Genomic DNA, 16,809 nt, shown 5'->3' with positions numbered 1-16,809 from the left:
GGTTGTCCGAGCGGCGCGCGCAGCGCAAAGCGAGTTCCACGGCGCACCCCGCAACCGCCCCGACGCAGGTTTGCCCCTTCGCACAGCGAAGGGGCCGCAGACTGGGGGTCGCCTTTTCTTTGGTGACTTTCTTTTGGCGAAGCAAAAGAAAGTTACTCGCACGCCGGGCGACTCCCGGCTCCCGCCCTCGACTCCAGCACGCTTTCCAAACCAGCACGCCAAGGCTTCGACAGGCTCAGCCCAAACGGCTCCAAGGCAGCGCCCAGGCTTCGACAAGCTCAGCCCGAACGGTTCAAGAGCACCAAGCCAATCGACAGGAACCGAGGGGAACACCACCATCACCGCCCCAGATAAACCTCAATCACCCGCTCATCCGCCTGCACCTGATCCAGCGTGCCCTCGGCCAACACCGAGCCATCACACAACACCGTCACCTTCTCCGAAATAGTGCGAATGAACCCCATGTCATGCTCCACCACCATGAGCGAATGCTTGCCCTTCAAGGTCAGGAACAGCTCCGCCGTCCGCGCCGTCTCGTCATCCGTCATCCCCGCCACCGGCTCGTCCAGCAGCAACAGCTTCGGGTCCTGCATCAGCAGCATGCCAATCTCCAGCCACTGCTTCTGCCCATGGCTCAGGTTGCCCGCCTGCCGCGTCACCCCATCGGCCAGATGAATCGTGAGCAGCACCTCCGCCAGTCGGTCCGACTGCGCGGAATCAAGGCGGAAGAACATGCTCGACTTCACGCCCTTGTGGGTCTTCAACGCCAGCTCCAGGTTTTCAAACACCGTGAGCTGCTCGAACACCGTGGGCTTCTGGAACTTGCGGCCGATGCCCAGGCTGGCAATCTCGGGCTCGTTGTGGCGCAGCAGGTCAATCGTGGAGCCGAAGAACACCGTGCCTTTGTCGGGCCGCGTCTTGCCGGTGATGATGTCCATCATCGTGGTCTTGCCCGCACCGTTGGGGCCGATGATGCAGCGCAGCTCGCCAGGGGCAATGTCCAGGCTCAGGCCATTGATGGCCTTGAAGCCGTCAAAGCTCACATGCACGTCTTCCAGGTACAGGATGCGGCCATGGGTCACATCCACCTCGCCGGGCACGGCGATACGCGAGAAGCCTGCGGTGCGGCCGCCGGATTCGGTCTGGCCCAGCACAGCAGGCGACAGCGTCTTCTGCAACCGCCGCGCGCCTTCCTCCATCAGATCAGGCGTCATTGCGCAGCTCCCTTTTTGTTGCTGTTGTTGCCATCTTTCAACTTCTTGACCAGGCCCACCACGCCGTTGGGCAGGAACAGCGTCACAGCAATGAACAGCGCACCCAGAAAGTACAGCCAGAACTCTGGCGCCGTCACCGTGAGCCAGCTCTTGGCGCCGTTGACGATGAAGGCTCCCACGATGGGCCCGATCAGCGTGGCGCGGCCGCCCACGGCCGCCCACACGGCGATCTCGATGGAGTTGGCGGCGCTCATCTCGCCAGGGTTGATGATGCCGACCTGGGGCACATACAGCGCGCCCGCCACGCCGCACATCATGGCGCTGATGGTCCAGATGGTGAGCTTGTAAGGCAGGGGCGAATAGCCTGAAAACATGACGCGGCTCTCGGCATCGCGCACGGCCTGCAGCACGCGGCCGAACTTGCTGCGCACCAGCCAGCGTGCCAGCAGGAAGAAGCCCAGCAGCGTGACGCCCGTCAGCACGAACAGCGTCATGCGCATGTTCTGCGTGGCAATGGGCGTGCCCAAAATGCGCTTGAAGTCGGTAAACCCGTTGTTGCCGCCAAAGCCGGTTTCGTTGCGGAAGAACAGCAGCATGGCCGCATAGGTCATGGCCTGGGTGATGATGGAGAAGTACACACCCTTGATGCGCGAGCGGAAGGCGAAGTAGCCGAACACAAACGCGATCACGCCCGGCACGGCCACGATGAGGATCAGCGTGGCGATGAAGCTGTCAGACAGTGCCCAGTGCCAGGGCAGCTCCTTCCAGTCGAGAAACACCATGAAGTCGGGCAGGTCGCTCTTGTAGTTGCCGTCGCGGCCGATCTGGCGCATGAGGTACATGCCCATCACGTAGCCACCCAGCGCAAAGAACAAACCATGGCCCAGGCTCAGGATGCCGGTGTAGCCCCAGATCAGGTCCATGGCCAGCGCACAGATGGCGTAGCACATGATCTTGCCGAGCAGCGCTACGGCGTAGTCGCTGAGGTGGAACACGCTGCCTGCGGGCACCCACAGGTTGAGCACGGGGGCGACGGCGCACACCACAATGAGCGCCACGATGAAGGCCGACCAGCCGCCGCGCGTGAGCAGCGGCGCCGGTGCGGGCAGTTGGATGTTGGGAGAGGTTGGCGTAGTCATGATCTGTCGTCTCTGGTGCTTCAGTCGGCCGTACGCCCTTTGACCGCGAAGATGCCCTGCGGCCGCTTCTGGATGAAGATGATGATGAACACCAGCACCGCAATCTTGGCCAGCACCGCGCCCGCCCAGCCTTCGAGGAACTTGTTCAAAATGCCCAGGCCCAGCGCGGCATACACCGTGCCCGCGAGCTGGCCCACGCCGCCCAGCACCACCACCATGAAGGCATCGACGATGTAGCTCTGCCCCAGGTCCGGCCCCACGTTGCCCACCTGGCTCAGCGCGCAGCCCGCCAGGCCCGCAATGCCCGAGCCCAGTGCAAAGGCCATGGTGTCTATGCGCGCAGTGTTCACGCCCATGCACGAGGCAATGGGGCGGTTCTGCGTGACACCGCGCACAAACAGGCCGAGGCGCGTGCGCGCAATCAGGTAGCCCATGCCCAGCAACACGGCGATGGCAAAGCCGATGATGACCAGGCGGTTGTAGGGCAGCGTGAGGTTGGAGAGCACCTGCACGCCGCCGCTCATCCACGCGGGGTTTTCCACGCCCACGTTCTGCGCGCCGAAGATGGTGCGCACCAGCTGCATCAGCACCAGGCTGATGCCCCAGGTGGCGAGCAGTGTCTCCAGCGGGCGGCCATACAGAAAGCGCAGCACACCCCGCTCCAGCACCGCGCCCACGGCGGCGGATGCGCCAAAGGCCAGCGGCAGCGCGGCGACCAGGTACCAGTCGAACGCGCCCGGGAAGTACTTTTGAAAGATGCCCTGCACCACATAGGTGGCGTAGGCACCGATCATCATCAGCTCGCCATGGGCCATGTTGATCACGCCCATGAGGCCGTAGGTGATGGCCAGGCCCAACGCCACCAGCAGCAGGATGGAGCCCAGGCTGATGCCCGAGAACGCAGCGCCCAGGCGTTCGCCCCAGGCGAGTTGTCCGTCGATGGCTTTGAGTGCGGCTTGCAGCGCGGCCTTGACCTTGGCGTCTTCTTCAACGGTAACGCGTTCGTTGAGCAGCAACCGTGTATCGGGCGTTGCGCTGAGCGACAGTGCCTGCGCGGCAGCGATGCGCTGTGCGGCGTCGTCGCTGCCCAGCAAGGTGGCGGCGCGCGCCAGTTCCAGCTGGGCCTTGATCTTGTCGCTGGTTTCCTGCGCCAGGGCTTTGTCCAGCAGGGGCAGGCGGCCCGCATCAGGCTCTTTGGTCAGGGCCTTGGCGGCGGCCATGCGCTGGGCTTCGTCCTTGCCAAACAGCGCCAGGCCCGCCAGGGCTGTATCGATCTCGCCGCGCATGCGGTTGTTGTTGATGATGTCTTCGGCATCTGCAGGCAGGGGCACCTCGGCACCGGTGACGGGGTCGATGCCCTTGTCGTCCCGCACGATCACGGCCTTGCCACCGGCGACCTTCACCGCATCATCGGCCAGTGCTTGCAGGAACGCGGCGGTGCGCTCGCTGGGCTCGACCACGGCCTGCTGCACGGCGGCCACGCGGTCGTCGGTCTCGCCCGCAGCCATGGCCAGGGCCTGCTCGGCGGTGAGAGCGTGGGCGCTGCCCGCCAGGCACAGCAGGCTGACCAGGCACCAGCGCATGGCCAGAAAACATCGCAACATAAGAAAAATTCCGTTCGGCCTGCTCTCGGTGGCAGGCGGGTGTCAAAGAAAAAGGGAGGGCGCACACAGGCGCCCTCCCCTCTTGGGCACACTGCAGGTGCTTACTTCTTTTCGGGTTCGTCTTTCTTCTTGTCGTTGCCTTCGATGTAAGGGCTCCATGGCTTGGCCTTCACAGGACCAGGGGTCTTCCACACCACGTTGAACTGGCCATCGGCCTTGATCTCGCCGATGAACACGCTCTTGTGCAGGTGGTGGTTCTTCTCGTCCATCTTGCTCACGATGCCCGACGGTGCCTTGAAGGTCTGGCCGGCCATGGCGGCGATCACCTTGTCCACGTCGGTGCTCTTGGCTTTCTCCACAGCCTGCTTCCACATGTTCACGCCGATGTAGGTGGCTTCCATCGGGTCGTTGGTGAGTGGCTTGTCCTTGTGGCCAGCGATGTTCTTGGCCTTGGCGTAGTCGCTCCACTTCTTGATGAAGGCGGTGTTGTCCGGGCTCTTGATGGACTGGAAGTAGTTCCAGGCAGCGAGGTGGCCCACGAGCGGCTTGGTGTCTACGCCGCGCAGTTCTTCCTCACCCACGCTGAACGCGACGACCGGCACGTCCTTGGCCTTCAGGCCGGCGTTGCCCAGCTCCTTGTAGAAGGGCACGTTGGAGTCGCCATTGATGGTGGACACCACGGCCGTCTTGCCGCCCTGGCTGAACTTCTTGATGTCGGCCACGATGGTCTGGTAGTCAGAGTGACCAAACGGGGTGTACTTTTCATCGATGTCCGAATCCTTCACGCCCTTGCTCTTCAAGTAGGCGCGCAGGATCTTGTTGGTGGTGCGGGGGTACACGTAGTCGGTGCCCAGCAGCACCCAGCGCTTGGCGCTGCCGCCGTCCTTGCTCATCAGGTAGTCCACCGCAGGGATGGCCTGCTGGTTGGGCGCGGCACCGGTGTAGAACACGTTCTTGGACAGCTCTTCGCCTTCGTACTGCACGGGGTAGAACAGCAGGCCGTTCATTTCTTCCACCACGGGCAGCACCGACTTGCGCGACACCGATGTCCAGCAGCCGAAGATGACCGAGACCTTATCCTGCCCCAGCAGCTGCTTGGTTTTTTCGGCGAACAGGGGCCAGTTGGAGGCCGGGTCCACCACCACGGGTTCGAGCTTCTTGCCCAGCACGCCGCCCTTGGCATTGATCTCGTCGATCGCCATGAGCACGGTGTCTTTCAGCACGGTCTCGGAGATGGCCATGGTGCCCGACAGGCTGTGCAGGATGCCGACCTTGATGGTCTCCTGGGCATGGGCTGGCAATGCAGACAGGCCAGCGAGCGTAGCGACGGCCGCGAGGGCCTTGAGGGAATAACGACGTTGCATGTGTGCTTCTCCGGTAGGTAAGGGTTCAAACCGCCTCGCCCTGGCCCCCGGTGGATTGCCGTGGGCTGTGTAGTGCGATGGAATGGATTCTGGAGAGCAGGGCCTGCTTGGGAAATACGCCGGGTGGCGTACGCGCTGGCACCGCCACGGAAAAGCGCAGCTTGCAGGCAACGCCTGTGTCGGGTAGGCGAAACGCTATGCATTTAATAGCTATTAGGGCATACCCAATGCGCGGTAACGGCCAAAAATAGTCAAAATCTTCGGCAACCACAGCGCCGTGGGGGAAATGCCCGCCCCGCCTACGATGGTGGCCACGGCCCCACACCCAGCCACAAAGGAACCGACCCATGGTGAAACGACGCACAGTGCTGCTTGGCGGCGCCGCAACAGCGGGCGCGCTGGTGATTGGCTGGGGCGTGATGCCCCCACGCCAGCGCCTGCACCCCGCAGACCCGCTGCCCGCCACCCCGGGCCAGGCCGCGCTCAACGGCTGGCTCAAGGTGGGCACCGACAACACCGTGACGGTGATGATGGCCAAGTCCGAAATGGGCCAGGGCACGCACACCGGCCTGGCCGCCATCCTGGCCGAAGAGCTGGACGCCGACTGGAAGCAGGTGCGGCTGGCGATGGCGCCCATCGACGACATCTACAACAACTTGGCCACCGTGGTGGACGGCCTGCCCTTCCACCCCGACAACGACGGGTCGATCAAGGCCGTGGCGGGCTGGCTCACGGCCAAGACCATGCGCGAAGTGGGCGTGATGATGACGGGCGGCTCCAGCAGCATCAAGGACCTGTGGCTGCCCATGCGCGAGGCCGGTGCCCATGCGCGTGCCATGCTGGTCCGCGCTGCCGCCGCGCAGTGGAAGGTGCAGGCCGCAGAGTGCACGGTCAACGCAGGCTGGGTGGAGCATGCCGCAGGCCAGCGCGCCAACTTTGGCGAACTCGCTGCGCTGGCCGCCCAGCAGCCCATGCCGGGCAAGGTGGTGCTGAAAGAACCCGCGCAGTTCAAGCTGATCGGCAAGCCCCTCACGCGCATCGAGGCGCCCAGCAAGCTCGACGGCAGTGCCGTGTTCGGCATTGATGCGAACCCGCCCGGCCTGCTGCACGCCAGCGTGGTGATGTGCCCCACGCGGGGCGGCAAGGTGGCCCGGTTGGATGCCGCCGCCGCGCAAAAGCTGCCCGGCGTGAAGCAGGTGCTGGCCGTGGCGCCCTACCATGGCGGCACAGGCGGTGTGGCCGTGATTGCCGACACGCCCTGGCACGCCAAGAAAGCCGCCGCTGCCGTCACCGTGGAATGGGACCACGGCCCCGCCGCCACGCTGTCGAGCGAGGCCGTGATGGCGCGGCTGGCCCAGGCGCTGGACGAAACCAAGGGCTTCGGCTACCACAGTGCGGGCGATGTGGACCAGGCCATGCAGGGCGCCGCCACCAGCATCACCGCCGACTACCGCGCGCCCTACCTGGCGCATGCGGCGCTGGAGCCCATCAACTGCACGGTGCAGGTCAAGGACGGCACCGCCCAGGTGTGGACATCCACCCAGGTGCCGGGCCTGGCGCGCATGGCGGCGGCCAAGGCACTGGGCATGGACGAAGAAAAAGTGACCGTGCACCAACTGCTGCTGGGTGGCGGTTTCGGGCGGCGGCTGGAGGTGGACTATGTGGCCCAGGCCGCCGCCATTGCACAGGCCGCTGGCGGCGCCCCCGTGCAGACGCTATGGAGCCGCGAGCAGGACACGCAGCATGACTTCTACCGCCCCGCCTGCATGGCGCGCTTCAAGGCGGGCTTTGATGCGCAGGGGCAGCTGGTGGCGTGGCACAACCTGTCGGTGGGCCAGGCCATCGTGCCGCAGGTGCTGGCGCGCACCTTCGGGCTGCCCGGCGCAGGGCCCGACAAAACCGCATCGGAAGGCGCGTTTGACCAGCCCTACGAATGGCCCCACGCGCGCATTGCGCACGAGATCATCGACCTGCCGTTGCCCGTGGGCTTCTGGCGCTCGGTGGGGCATTCACACCAAGCGTTCTTCAAAGAGAGTTTTGTGGACGAGGCGGCCCACGCGGCCAAGAAAGACCCGGTGGCCTTCCGCGCCGCGCTACTGCAAAAGCACCCGCGCCACCTCCAGGTGCTGCAAAAGGCGACCGAGCTGGCGGGCTGGGGGCAGCCCTTGCCGCCCGATGCCTCGGGCGTGCAACGGGCGCGCGGTGTGGCGCTGCACCAGTCGTTTGGCTCCATCGTGGCGCAGGTGGCCGAGGTGTCGGTGGGCGCCGACAAGGCCATCCGCGTGCACCGCGTGGTGTGCGTGATTGACTGTGGCGCGGCCATCAACCCCAACCTGATCGCGCAGCAGATGGAGAGCGCCGTGGTGTTCGGCCTCACGGCGGCGCTCTATGGCGAGGTCACGCTGAAAGACGGGCAGGTGCAGCAGAGCAATTTTCACGACCTGCCGCTGCTGCGCATGGCCGACTGCCCGCGCGTGGAGACGCACATCATTGCCAGCGCCGAGCCTCCCGAAGGCGTGGGCGAGCCCGGCGTGCCGCCGATTGCCCCGGCGGTGGCCAACGCACTCTTTGCCCTGACCGGCCAGCGCCTGCGCGCCCTGCCGCTCAAACTTGCCTGAACCGATTCGAGGAACCACCATGTCCACCACCCTGCGCATCAACGGCAAAGCCGTCTCCGTCGCTGCCGAACCCGACACCCCGCTGCTATGGGTGCTGCGCGGCGAGCTGCACATGAACGGCACCAAGTTTGGCTGCGGCATGGCGCTGTGCGGCGCGTGCACCGTGCACCTGAATGGCGAGCCCGTGCGCGCCTGCATCACGCCGCTGTCGGCCGTGGGCGATGCGGATGTGACCACCATCGAAGGCCTGCAGGGCCCCGAAGCCACGGCCCTGCGCGCGGCATGGACGGCGGTGGACGTGGCGCAGTGCGGCTACTGCCAGAGCGGGCAGCTCATGTCGGCCTGCGCACTGCTCAAGAAGACCGCCCGACCCAGCGATGCGGAGATTGACGCCGCCATGTCGGGCAACGCCTGCCGCTGTGGCACCTACCCGCGCATCCGGGCGGCCATCCACCAGGCGGCCCAGGCACCGCGCCAGGGCTAGACATCCTCTCTAGATCCCGCCGCCCAGATCCAGTTGCGTCGGTGCAGCCATGCCGCCGTCATCGGGCTGCGCATCAGCGACGTACACGGCGTTGCGCCCCGTGCCCTTGGCCTGGTAAAGGGCCTTGTCGGCACGGTTCACCAGTTCTTCAAAGTCGAGCCCCGATCCCTTGTGCAGGGTCGCCACCCCGATGCTGACGGTGACCGCCACGTCCTTCCCCGCGTCGCCCACCGCCACCCGCAGCGCCTCGACATCCTGGCGCAGCGTTTCAGCCACGCGCAGTGCGCTCGGGCCATCGGTCTCTGGCAGCACGATGACAAACTCCTCGCCACCGAACCGCGCCACGATGTCCACACCACTTCGCTTGCGCGCTGCGCACGCCTGGGCCACGGCACAGATCACGCGGTCGCCCGCGAGGTGGCCATAGGCGTCATTGACGGCCTTGAACAGGTCGATATCCACTACCAGCAGCGACAGCGGGTGGCCAAAACGCTCGGTGCGCTTGTACTCCTTGGCGCCCAGCTCCATCAGCGTGCGGCGATTGGACAGGCCGGTGAGCGAGTCGTTGGCGGCCAGCCGCTCCAGCGCGGTGTTGAGCTGCTGCAGCAGGCGGTTCTGCTCGGTGAGCTGCTGGTTGATCTGGGCGATCTCGGTCTCGCGGCACTTGCGGTCGTGGATGTTGAACGTGACTCCGATCAAGCGTTTTCCCGGCGTGGCGCTGTGGCCGTCCATGATGCGGCCGTAGTTGGCAAACCAGACCCACTCGCCACTTTTGGAGCGCAGCCGGAACTCGCAGCGGTACTGCGGCGTGACACCCGTCAGGTGGTCTGCCACCGCCTTGCGCACGGTGTCGATGTCGTCGGGGTGGAACAGGCCGTAGATGTCCTGAACGCCCGAGACGATTTCATCTTCGGTAAAGCCCAGCTCCTCGAAAGTCTTGGTGGCCTTGCGCGTGACGTTGCCGGTAATGAGATCGTTCTCCCACAGATCCAGTCCAGCCGCCTCCAGGGCCAGTTCCAGCCGCTCCTTGTTCAGGTCTACTTCACCCATACCCGTGGCCATTATTTTTCACAGCATTCCGTTTCTATCAGGTGTCTTGCACCAGGCTTCGGGTTTCCGTCTTCAACCAATCTTCAGGCCGGGGGCATGCCACCTGCGTAGCCAATATTGCGCAACAGCGCTGCAAACGACGCCACCACCCCGGGGGTGTTGTAGAGCTGGGGGGCGGTCTGCACCGCAATCACGCTCACCATGTTGCCGGTGCTGCGGCCCGTGGCGGCATCGAAATACTGGGCCAGGTCGTCGCTGGCGTTCGAAAACCCACGCCCCGTGCTTTCGGAGTAGTAGCAGATCGAGTCGGGCGCAATGACGTCGGGGGTGGTGCTCGCCGCCGAATACATGATCAGGTTCTCGTTGAGGTTATAGAGGTAGTGCGTTTCGGTGCTCTGGGCCGGGTCCTGCGCATTGTCCAGCCGGATGATGCCCGAATCCAGCGATGCACTGGAGGTGGACTGGGTGACCGAGGTGATATAGAAGTTGCTGACCACGGCACGCGCGGTGCGGCCGGTGATCTCCTCAATGCCCGCAGCCACGGCCTGGGTGCTCAGCGGCGTGACCGCCTGCAAGAGCTGCAGGCCCAGCTGGCGTGCCTGCTCCAGCGTGCCCGGGATGTAGCTGCCCGACAACGCAAACTGGTTGCCAGCGTTGGAGGGCCACATCGCAATGCCCGAATACCCGCCAAAACCGCCCACCACGCCGCCTGCCAGTGACTCGATGCCGGACGCCGTGGCAGAGCCCAGCACCGCATATTCCGCCGCCACGAGCGTGGACGCATCGCTGGCCAGCACGGCGGGGCTGGGCGCTGGCCCGGTGGGGGCGGTGAAGGTGGTCTGGGGCAGTTCGGGCACGGCACGGCCCGCGCCGTCGCCATTGACCACCCAGATGCTGCCACCCGACATGGCCGCACCGATCAGCGGCACCAGCGAATTGATGGGCCCGATCTCCACCGGGATGAAGGCGCCCGGCTGCATGCCGGTGTAAGCCTGCATCACGGCCACGGTGTTGCTGATGGAGTTCTGCACCGCCGTGAGGGTGAGGTTGTCGGCCGCGTCGGGCGAGCCCATGATGGCCAGCACGCAGGCGTTGGTGGCACCGTCGTAGTCCTGCACCTGCACCGTGCCGGTGTAGCCCTGGTCTGCCAGCTGCTGCACGATGGCGCAGGCATCGTGGTAGCTGCCACCACCACCGCTGGCCAGCACGGCCGCCCCGGTGGCAATCGCCTGGAAATCGGTCAGGCCATAGAAATAGACATTGCCCATCAAGCACACCCCCTCTGTTGGATGGAAAGCACGATACCCAAGCCGGGTCGAAAGTCAATTGGCGTTGTGCTCCCCCCGCACCGGGTGGCGACGCGCGCCACGGCAGGGCCAACACTCTGGTTTCCGGGGGCGTCATCGCCTATGCTGTGCAACAAGTCGTTTTCTGGCCGACGGCCACACCCCACCATGAGCACCCCCGAAAAACCCTCCGTCTACAGCACCGAAGACCTCTTGATCAGTCTGTGCAACTCCGTCACCCGCGTGCTGGGCGTGGCCACCCACAGCCAGATCCACTACTCCGGCATGGTGCAGCGCATCAGCAAGACCTGCTTGCGGCCCGAAATCGGCTGTTTTGTGCTGTTCGACGGCGGCTTCTCGGGCCTGGTGATCATCAACTTCAGCGGCCAGGCTGCGATGGAGCTGTACGCCAACTACCTGCTGAACATGGGCATGTCCAAGGACGACCTTGTCAGCTCGTACACCTCCGACGAGGTCAGCAATGTGATGGGCGAGCTGATGAACCAGGTGGTGGGCGACTTCACCGGCAAGGTGCGGCGCGAGCTGCAGACCCACATCACCCAGAACCAGCCCAAGATGCTGGTGCTGAACAAGCAGGTGCAGCTGAGCGTGGACGCCAACCTCGACAAGCCCGAGGCCCGGCGCGTGACCTTCTACACCGCCAACAACAACATCTTCTACCTGGAACTGGCGATTGACCGCACCGAGTTCATCAAGCTCTACGACTTCGAGGCCCAGGAAGCCCCGGACCCCGACGCCCTGATGGCCCAGTCGCAGGAAGGCCCCCCGGTGCCCGCGCCACCACCTGCCGGGCAGGACGACACCGACGCGCTGCTCAAGTCGCTGGGGATGTAAGAAGCAAGAAGCGCCCGCGCCAGGGGCGCTATCCATTCAAAATAGATAGCTAAAAACCCTTTACCAGCGCACGCAGACGGCCAAAAAGCCTTCAAAAATTAGAAGGTGCGAATGAATCCGGCGTGCCCGAGCAGGCCGCCACAACGCGCCCGATCTAGGCGCAAAGCGCAGCCATAGCGCGGGCTATGGCTAGCATTGGCAACGACGAGCGGGTGTGTTTTGGCGGGATGAGCGGGCATGGCGGGTTCGTTCACACCTTCTCAGCCCTCAAACTGCGGGTGCAGTTGCCGGATGCGGTTCATGGCCATCGCCGCCGCCGCCGTGCGCGTCTCCACCCCCAGCTTGGCGAACACGCGCTCCAGGTGTTTCTTCACGGTGGCGGGGCTGGCCCCCAGGATGTCGCCGATGTCGCGGTTGATCTTGCCCTTGACCACCCAGTAGAGCACCTCGGCCTCGCGCGCCGTGAGCTTGAAGGACAGGCTCATGGATTCGATGATCTTGGCGTCCGACACCTCGCGCATCACGATGAGCCAGTCGCCACCGCCAGCGCTGTCGCCCGCCTGCTGGTGCAGGCGGAAGGTGAGGCGGCGCGCGCCCTGCTCCACGGCCAGGCGCGGCGGCTCGGCCAGCGATGCGGCCAGCAGTTCGGCGGCGTTGTCGGCCAGCACGTGGCGGCGCAGCCAGGCCTGCACCGGCTCGGGCGCCCATTGGCCAAAGGCGGTGGGCGTGCCATCGGGGCCCACCTCGCCAAAGTAGCTTTGCAGCAGCTCGCGCGCCAGCGGGGTCTGCCACACGATGCGGCCGTCCACCGCGCGCACGGTGATGCTGGCGTAGCCAAAGGCATCGAGCGCGTTGCGCGCCTCGCGCGCCTGGCGGGCGTCCTGCCGGGCCTTGCGCGCTGCGCCCAGGTGCACGCCCATGCGCGCCATCACTTCGCGCGGCTTGATGGGCTTGGTCACGTAGTCCACGCCCCCCGCCTCCAGCGCTGCCACCAGATGTTCTGTTTCGGTCAGGCCGGTCATGAAGATGATGGGAATGTGCGCGGTGGCGGGCGATGCCTTGAGGCGCCGGGCGACTTCAAAGCCGTCCATGCCGGGCATCATGGCGTCGAGCAAAACAATGTCGGGCAGGGCCTGCGCGGCGCGCTGCAGGGCGGCCTCGCCATGCGTGGCGACCAGCACGGTGTAGCCCGATTCGTCGAGCGCGTCGTGCAGCACGGCCAGGTTGTCGGGCACGTCGTCCACGATCAGCACCACGTCACTGTCGCTGCGGTCCAGCGCGGCCAGCGCGGGGGTTGCCGGGGTGGAAGGGGGCAAGGTCGCGGTCATGGGGGTGGTGCTCATCGTCACGAGGGGGCCTGCTCCAGGATCTGGCCCATGGCGTCGAACTGGAACTCGCGCGCCATCTGGCGCATGGTGTGCACAAACGCCTGGTGGGTGGGCTGGCTGCGTTCGATCTCGTCCAAGGTGTTGAGGATGCCCCGGTAGTAGCCCAGCGCCACGGCCTGGGCCAGCGCGGCCAGGGCGGCGGCGTTGGGGTAGCTCAATGGCTCGGCCGTGGGGAATGCCGGGTGCGGGGGCTGCGGGGCTGTAGGCTGCGCCAGCGCATCGCCCTCGTACCACCATTGCAGCCCCAGGCGGCGCTCCAGCCAGTCCAGCAGCTCGGTGTGGCGCACGGGCTTGACGATGAAATCGTCGGGGCGGATGTCCACGTCGTTGTCCAGCGCCTTGTCGAACGCATTGGCGGAGACGATGGCGCACTGGACATTCGGAAGTTGCATCTGCCGCACCCGCCGCAGCGTCTCCCAGCCGTCGATGCCGGGCATGGCCAGGTCCATGAAGATGGCATGCGGCCGGTAACCGGCGGCCAGCAGGTCCAGCGCGTCGTGGCCGCTGGCGGCCTGGCGCAGCTCGAAGCCCAGGGGTTCCAGCAGCTGCACCAGCAACTCGCGGTCGGGCTCTTCGTTGTCCACCACCAGGATGCGGCGGCGCTCACCCGCGTAGCCCTTGCGCGCCCGCCGGGCCTGCACGGCCACGGGCGCGGCGGCCTTGCCCAGGGCCTCGGCATGCACCTCGGGCAGAAACAGCTTGACCTGGAACACCGAGCCCTGGCCCGGGGTGCTGCTCACCGTCAGCTCGCCGCCCATGAGCGCGGTGAGCATCTTGGCGATGGTGAGACCCAACCCCGCGCCGGGGGCCGAGGGCGCACCGGCCGAACCGCCGCGCGCAAAGGGCTCGAAAATGCGCTCGATCTCGCCGGGCGTGAGGCCCGGCCCCGTGTCCTGCACCTCGATGCGCGCCATCTCGCGCGCATAGCGCACCCGCAGCGTGACGGTGCCCTGCGCGGTGAACTTGTCGGCGTTGCCCAGCAGGTTGATGAGGATCTGGCGCAGGCGTTTGTCGTCGGCGCGCACGACTTCCGGAATCACCCCTTGTACATCGAACGTGAACGCCAGGCCCTTGGCAGCGGCCTGCAGCTCGAACAAAGCGGCCATCTCATGCAGGCCGTCAGCAAAGCGCATGGGCGCGACATCGAGCGTGAGCTTGCCGGATTCGATGCGCGCGATGTCCAGCGTGCCTTCGATCAGCGACAACAAATGTTCGCCGCCGCGCCGTATCACATGCACCGCCTGCTTGCGGTGCGGCGGCACGCCCGCGTCCTCGCCCATCAACTGGGCGTAGCCCAGGATGGAGTTGAGCGGCGTGCGTATCTCGTGGCTGATGGCGCTGATGTAGCGGCTCTTGGCCTGGTTGGCCTGGTCGGCCAGCGCACGCGCGGCCTCGGCCTGCTGGCGGGCCTGCTCGGCCACACTGCGCGCGGTCTGCAGCGCCTCGTCGGTCTGGCGGTGCAACTCGATCTCGCGTACCAAGAGGCCCGTCTGGCGGTTGGATTCCTCTTGTGCCACCTGGCGGCTCTTGTGCGCCAGCACCAGCCACCAGGCCACGATGCCCGAGATGACCAGCAGCGCCAGATAGGCCTTGAGCAGGCCCGAGCGCAAGGCCACCTCGGGCGCGGCCGCCACTTCAGTGTCCGTCATGGCCTGGGCAATGGTGTTCAGCTCCTGGTGGTAGAGCAGCCCCATCACGGCCGCGAGCAGCGGCGCAATCACCAGCATCAGCAGCAGAAAGTGGCCCAGGCCCGTGTCCAGGTAGCGCCAGATGGCACGCGGCAGCACCCAGCGCAGCGCGGCCGACCATTGCACGGCCATGCTCGCATGCGGCTTGCACAGGTCGCCGCAGCGCGCGTCCAGCGTGCAGCACAGCGAGCAGATGGCACCCCGGTAAGCCGGGCACTGCGCCATGTCGGGGGCCTCGTACTCGCGCTCGCAGATCACGCAGCGCTGCACCGTGAGGCGCTGGTAGCTGCCCAGGTCGGCCGCCCGGGCGCCGGGCACAGGGCCCTGCATGGGCACAGCCACGGGCTCGGGCACCGGATGGCTCTGGCGTGCGATGTAGTACTTGCCCCGCGTGGCCCAGGCGATCAGCGGCGCAGTCACAAAGGCCACGGCCATCGCGATGACGGCCGAGAACGCCTGCGGCAGCGGGCCGAACAGCCCCAGGTGGGCGCTGATGGACACGACGGACGCCAGCGCCATTGCCCCCACGCCCACCGGGTTGATGTCGTACAGGTGCGCACGCTTGAACTCGATGCCCTTGGGTGACAGGCCCAGTGGCTTGTTGATGACCAGATCGGCCACCACCGACATGATCCAGGCGATGGCGATGTTGGAGTACAGCCCCAGCACCTCACCCATGGCGCGGAACACGTTCATCTCCATCAGCATGAAGGCGATCAGCGTGTTGAACACCACCCACACCACCCGCCCCGGGTGGCTGTGCGTGAGGCGGGAGAAGAAGTTGGACCAGGCCAGCGACCCCGCGTAGGCATTGGTCACATTGATCTTCATCTGCGACACCACCACAAACAGCGCCGTGGCCGCCACCGCCCAGCCGTAGTGCGGGAACACATATTCGTACGCCACCAGGTACATCTGGTTCGGGTCCACCGCACGCTCGGTGGGCACCATGTGCTTGAGGGCCAGCCAGGCCAGCAGTGCGCCGCCCAGCATCTTGAGCACGCCCAGCACCACCCAGCCCGGCCCGCCCACCAGCACGCCCAGCCACCAGCGCCCACGCGTGGTGGCGGTGCGGGCGGGCATGAAACGCAGGTAGTCGGCCTGCTCCCCCATCTGGGTAATGAGTGCAATACCCACGGTGAGCGCCGCACCAAACAAGGGCAGTTGGAACGTGGCACCGCGCGTCGATTCACCACCATAGTGCACAACGCCCGAGAATGCACCAGGATCGCGCATCAGCACATACACAAATGGCACCACCAGCATCACCAGCCACAGCGGTTGCGTCCACACCTGCAGGCGGCTGATGGCCGACACGCCGTGGGTGACCAGCGGAATCACCACAATGGCGCAGATCAGGTAGCCCCAGGTGGGCGGGATGTCGAGCGCCAGTTCCAGCGCGTAGGCCATCACGGCGGCTTCGAGCGCGAAGAAGATGAAGGTGAAGCTCGCGTAGATCAGCGAGGTGAGCGTAGAGCCGATGTAGCCAAAGCCCGCGCCGCGCGTGAGCAGATCCATGTCCACCCCGTAGCGCGCGGCATAGACGCTGATGGGCAACCCCGCCAAAAAGATGATGAGCCCCGTGGCAACGATGGCCCAGAAGGCGTTGATGAAGCCGTACTGCACCAGCAGCGTGGCGCCCACGGCTTCGAGGATCAGGAACGAGGCCGCGCCGAACGCGGTGTTGGCCACGCGCCATTCAGACCATTTGCGAAAGCGCTGGGGGGTGTAGCGCAGCGCGTAGTCCTCCATGGTCTCGGTGGCCACCCAGCTGTTGTAGTCGCGCCGGACCTTGACCACCTGCTGCGGCGCCTGCGCGTCGGCATCCGGCCCCAGCACGGGGGCCGAGGCCGCGTCAGGCGGTGCAAGGGAGGCAGTGGAGGGGGGCATGGGCAAAGGGCGGCGACAGCCCTTGCAAGTGCAGTTTCCATGCCACGGGTCGGCTTCATGTTCAAGGCACCTTCGCCCTCTGGCGTATGGCGGGCACGGGGCTTGCTGCCTATGATGAATCCGCTGCCCTTCGGACCGCATGGCCATCGATGACGATTGCCCCGTGAGTTCGGCCTGGACAACACGCCACACGAGCCCACCCCTCCTTACATTGAGCAGAACGACATGG

Annotated in this window: 11 protein-coding genes; 3 read left to right on the top strand and 8 right to left on the bottom strand. The window is 65.8% G+C overall.

Features of this window, described 5'->3' with window-relative positions; all coding sequences use genetic code 11:
* Positions 1 to 338: 338 nt before the first annotated feature.
* The 4 genes from urtD to urtA all read right to left on the bottom strand — a co-directional run bounded on the left by urtD (position 339) and on the right by urtA (position 5,321).
* Positions 339 to 1,214 carry an urea ABC transporter ATP-binding protein UrtD gene (urtD, locus tag AC07Z7_RS03755; protein ID WP_494765356.1) on the bottom strand — a complete coding sequence of 292 codons (876 nt, stop codon included), beginning with the start codon at positions 1,212 to 1,214 and terminating at the stop codon, positions 339 to 341.
* A complete protein-coding gene (gene urtC, locus AC07Z7_RS03750) occupies positions 1,211 to 2,353 on the bottom strand; it encodes an urea ABC transporter permease subunit UrtC (protein ID WP_494765355.1) in 1,143 nt (380 codons plus the stop codon). Before urtC ends, urtD begins: the two co-directional genes overlap by 4 nt.
* Before the next feature lie 20 nt (positions 2,354 to 2,373).
* A complete protein-coding gene (urtB, locus tag AC07Z7_RS03745) occupies positions 2,374 to 3,957 on the bottom strand; it encodes an urea ABC transporter permease subunit UrtB (protein ID WP_494765354.1) in 1,584 nt (527 codons plus the stop codon).
* Between the two features lie 101 nt (positions 3,958 to 4,058).
* Positions 4,059 to 5,321: an urea ABC transporter substrate-binding protein gene (gene urtA, locus AC07Z7_RS03740; protein ID WP_094286771.1), complete on the bottom strand. Its 1,263-nt coding sequence runs from the start codon at positions 5,319 to 5,321 to the stop codon at positions 4,059 to 4,061.
* 347 nt (positions 5,322 to 5,668) lie between these two features.
* On the opposite strand from urtA, the gene AC07Z7_RS03735 reads away from it, so the two are divergent.
* Both AC07Z7_RS03735 and AC07Z7_RS03730 read left to right on the top strand, forming a co-directional pair.
* Positions 5,669 to 7,939, top strand: a complete 2,271-nt coding sequence (locus AC07Z7_RS03735) for a xanthine dehydrogenase family protein molybdopterin-binding subunit (RefSeq protein WP_494765353.1) — start codon at positions 5,669 to 5,671, stop codon at positions 7,937 to 7,939.
* A 19-nt stretch (positions 7,940 to 7,958) separates the two neighbouring features.
* On the top strand, positions 7,959 to 8,423 hold the full coding sequence (locus AC07Z7_RS03730; RefSeq protein ID WP_094286767.1) for a (2Fe-2S)-binding protein: 465 nt from the start codon (positions 7,959 to 7,961) through the stop codon (positions 8,421 to 8,423).
* A gap of 9 nt (positions 8,424 to 8,432) precedes the next feature.
* Here AC07Z7_RS03730 and AC07Z7_RS03725 read toward each other — a convergent pair whose 3' ends face one another.
* Together AC07Z7_RS03725 and AC07Z7_RS03720 are read right to left on the bottom strand one after the other, a co-directional pair.
* Positions 8,433 to 9,473 (bottom strand): sensor domain-containing diguanylate cyclase, encoded by a 1,041-nt coding sequence (locus AC07Z7_RS03725; RefSeq protein WP_094286765.1) that lies wholly within the window; start codon positions 9,471 to 9,473, stop codon positions 8,433 to 8,435.
* An 83-nt stretch (positions 9,474 to 9,556) separates the two neighbouring features.
* Positions 9,557 to 10,741, bottom strand: coding sequence for an S-methyl thiohydantoin desulfurase domain-containing protein (locus AC07Z7_RS03720; protein WP_494765352.1), 1,185 nt, complete (start codon positions 10,739 to 10,741; stop codon positions 9,557 to 9,559).
* 186 nt (positions 10,742 to 10,927) lie between these two features.
* On the opposite strand from AC07Z7_RS03720, the gene AC07Z7_RS03715 reads away from it, so the two are divergent.
* On the top strand, positions 10,928 to 11,614 hold the full coding sequence (locus AC07Z7_RS03715) for a DUF3334 family protein (RefSeq protein ID WP_063463065.1): 687 nt from the start codon (positions 10,928 to 10,930) through the stop codon (positions 11,612 to 11,614).
* A gap of 260 nt (positions 11,615 to 11,874) precedes the next feature.
* On the opposite strand, the gene AC07Z7_RS03710 is transcribed toward AC07Z7_RS03715, so the two are convergent.
* Both AC07Z7_RS03710 and AC07Z7_RS03705 read right to left on the bottom strand, forming a co-directional pair.
* Positions 11,875 to 12,942, bottom strand: coding sequence for a response regulator (locus AC07Z7_RS03710; RefSeq protein ID WP_094287986.1), 1,068 nt, complete (start codon positions 12,940 to 12,942; stop codon positions 11,875 to 11,877).
* 17 nt (positions 12,943 to 12,959) lie between these two features.
* Positions 12,960 to 16,580 carry a hybrid sensor histidine kinase/response regulator gene (locus AC07Z7_RS03705; RefSeq protein WP_494765351.1) on the bottom strand — a complete coding sequence of 1,207 codons (3,621 nt, stop codon included), beginning with the start codon at positions 16,578 to 16,580 and terminating at the stop codon, positions 12,960 to 12,962.
* Positions 16,581 to 16,809 lie beyond the last annotated feature (229 nt).

This window comes from Acidovorax sp. GW101-11A03 (assembly GCF_059424825.1).
Note: the sequence above shows the minus strand (reverse complement) of the source record. Positions and strands in the feature narration are given on the sequence as shown.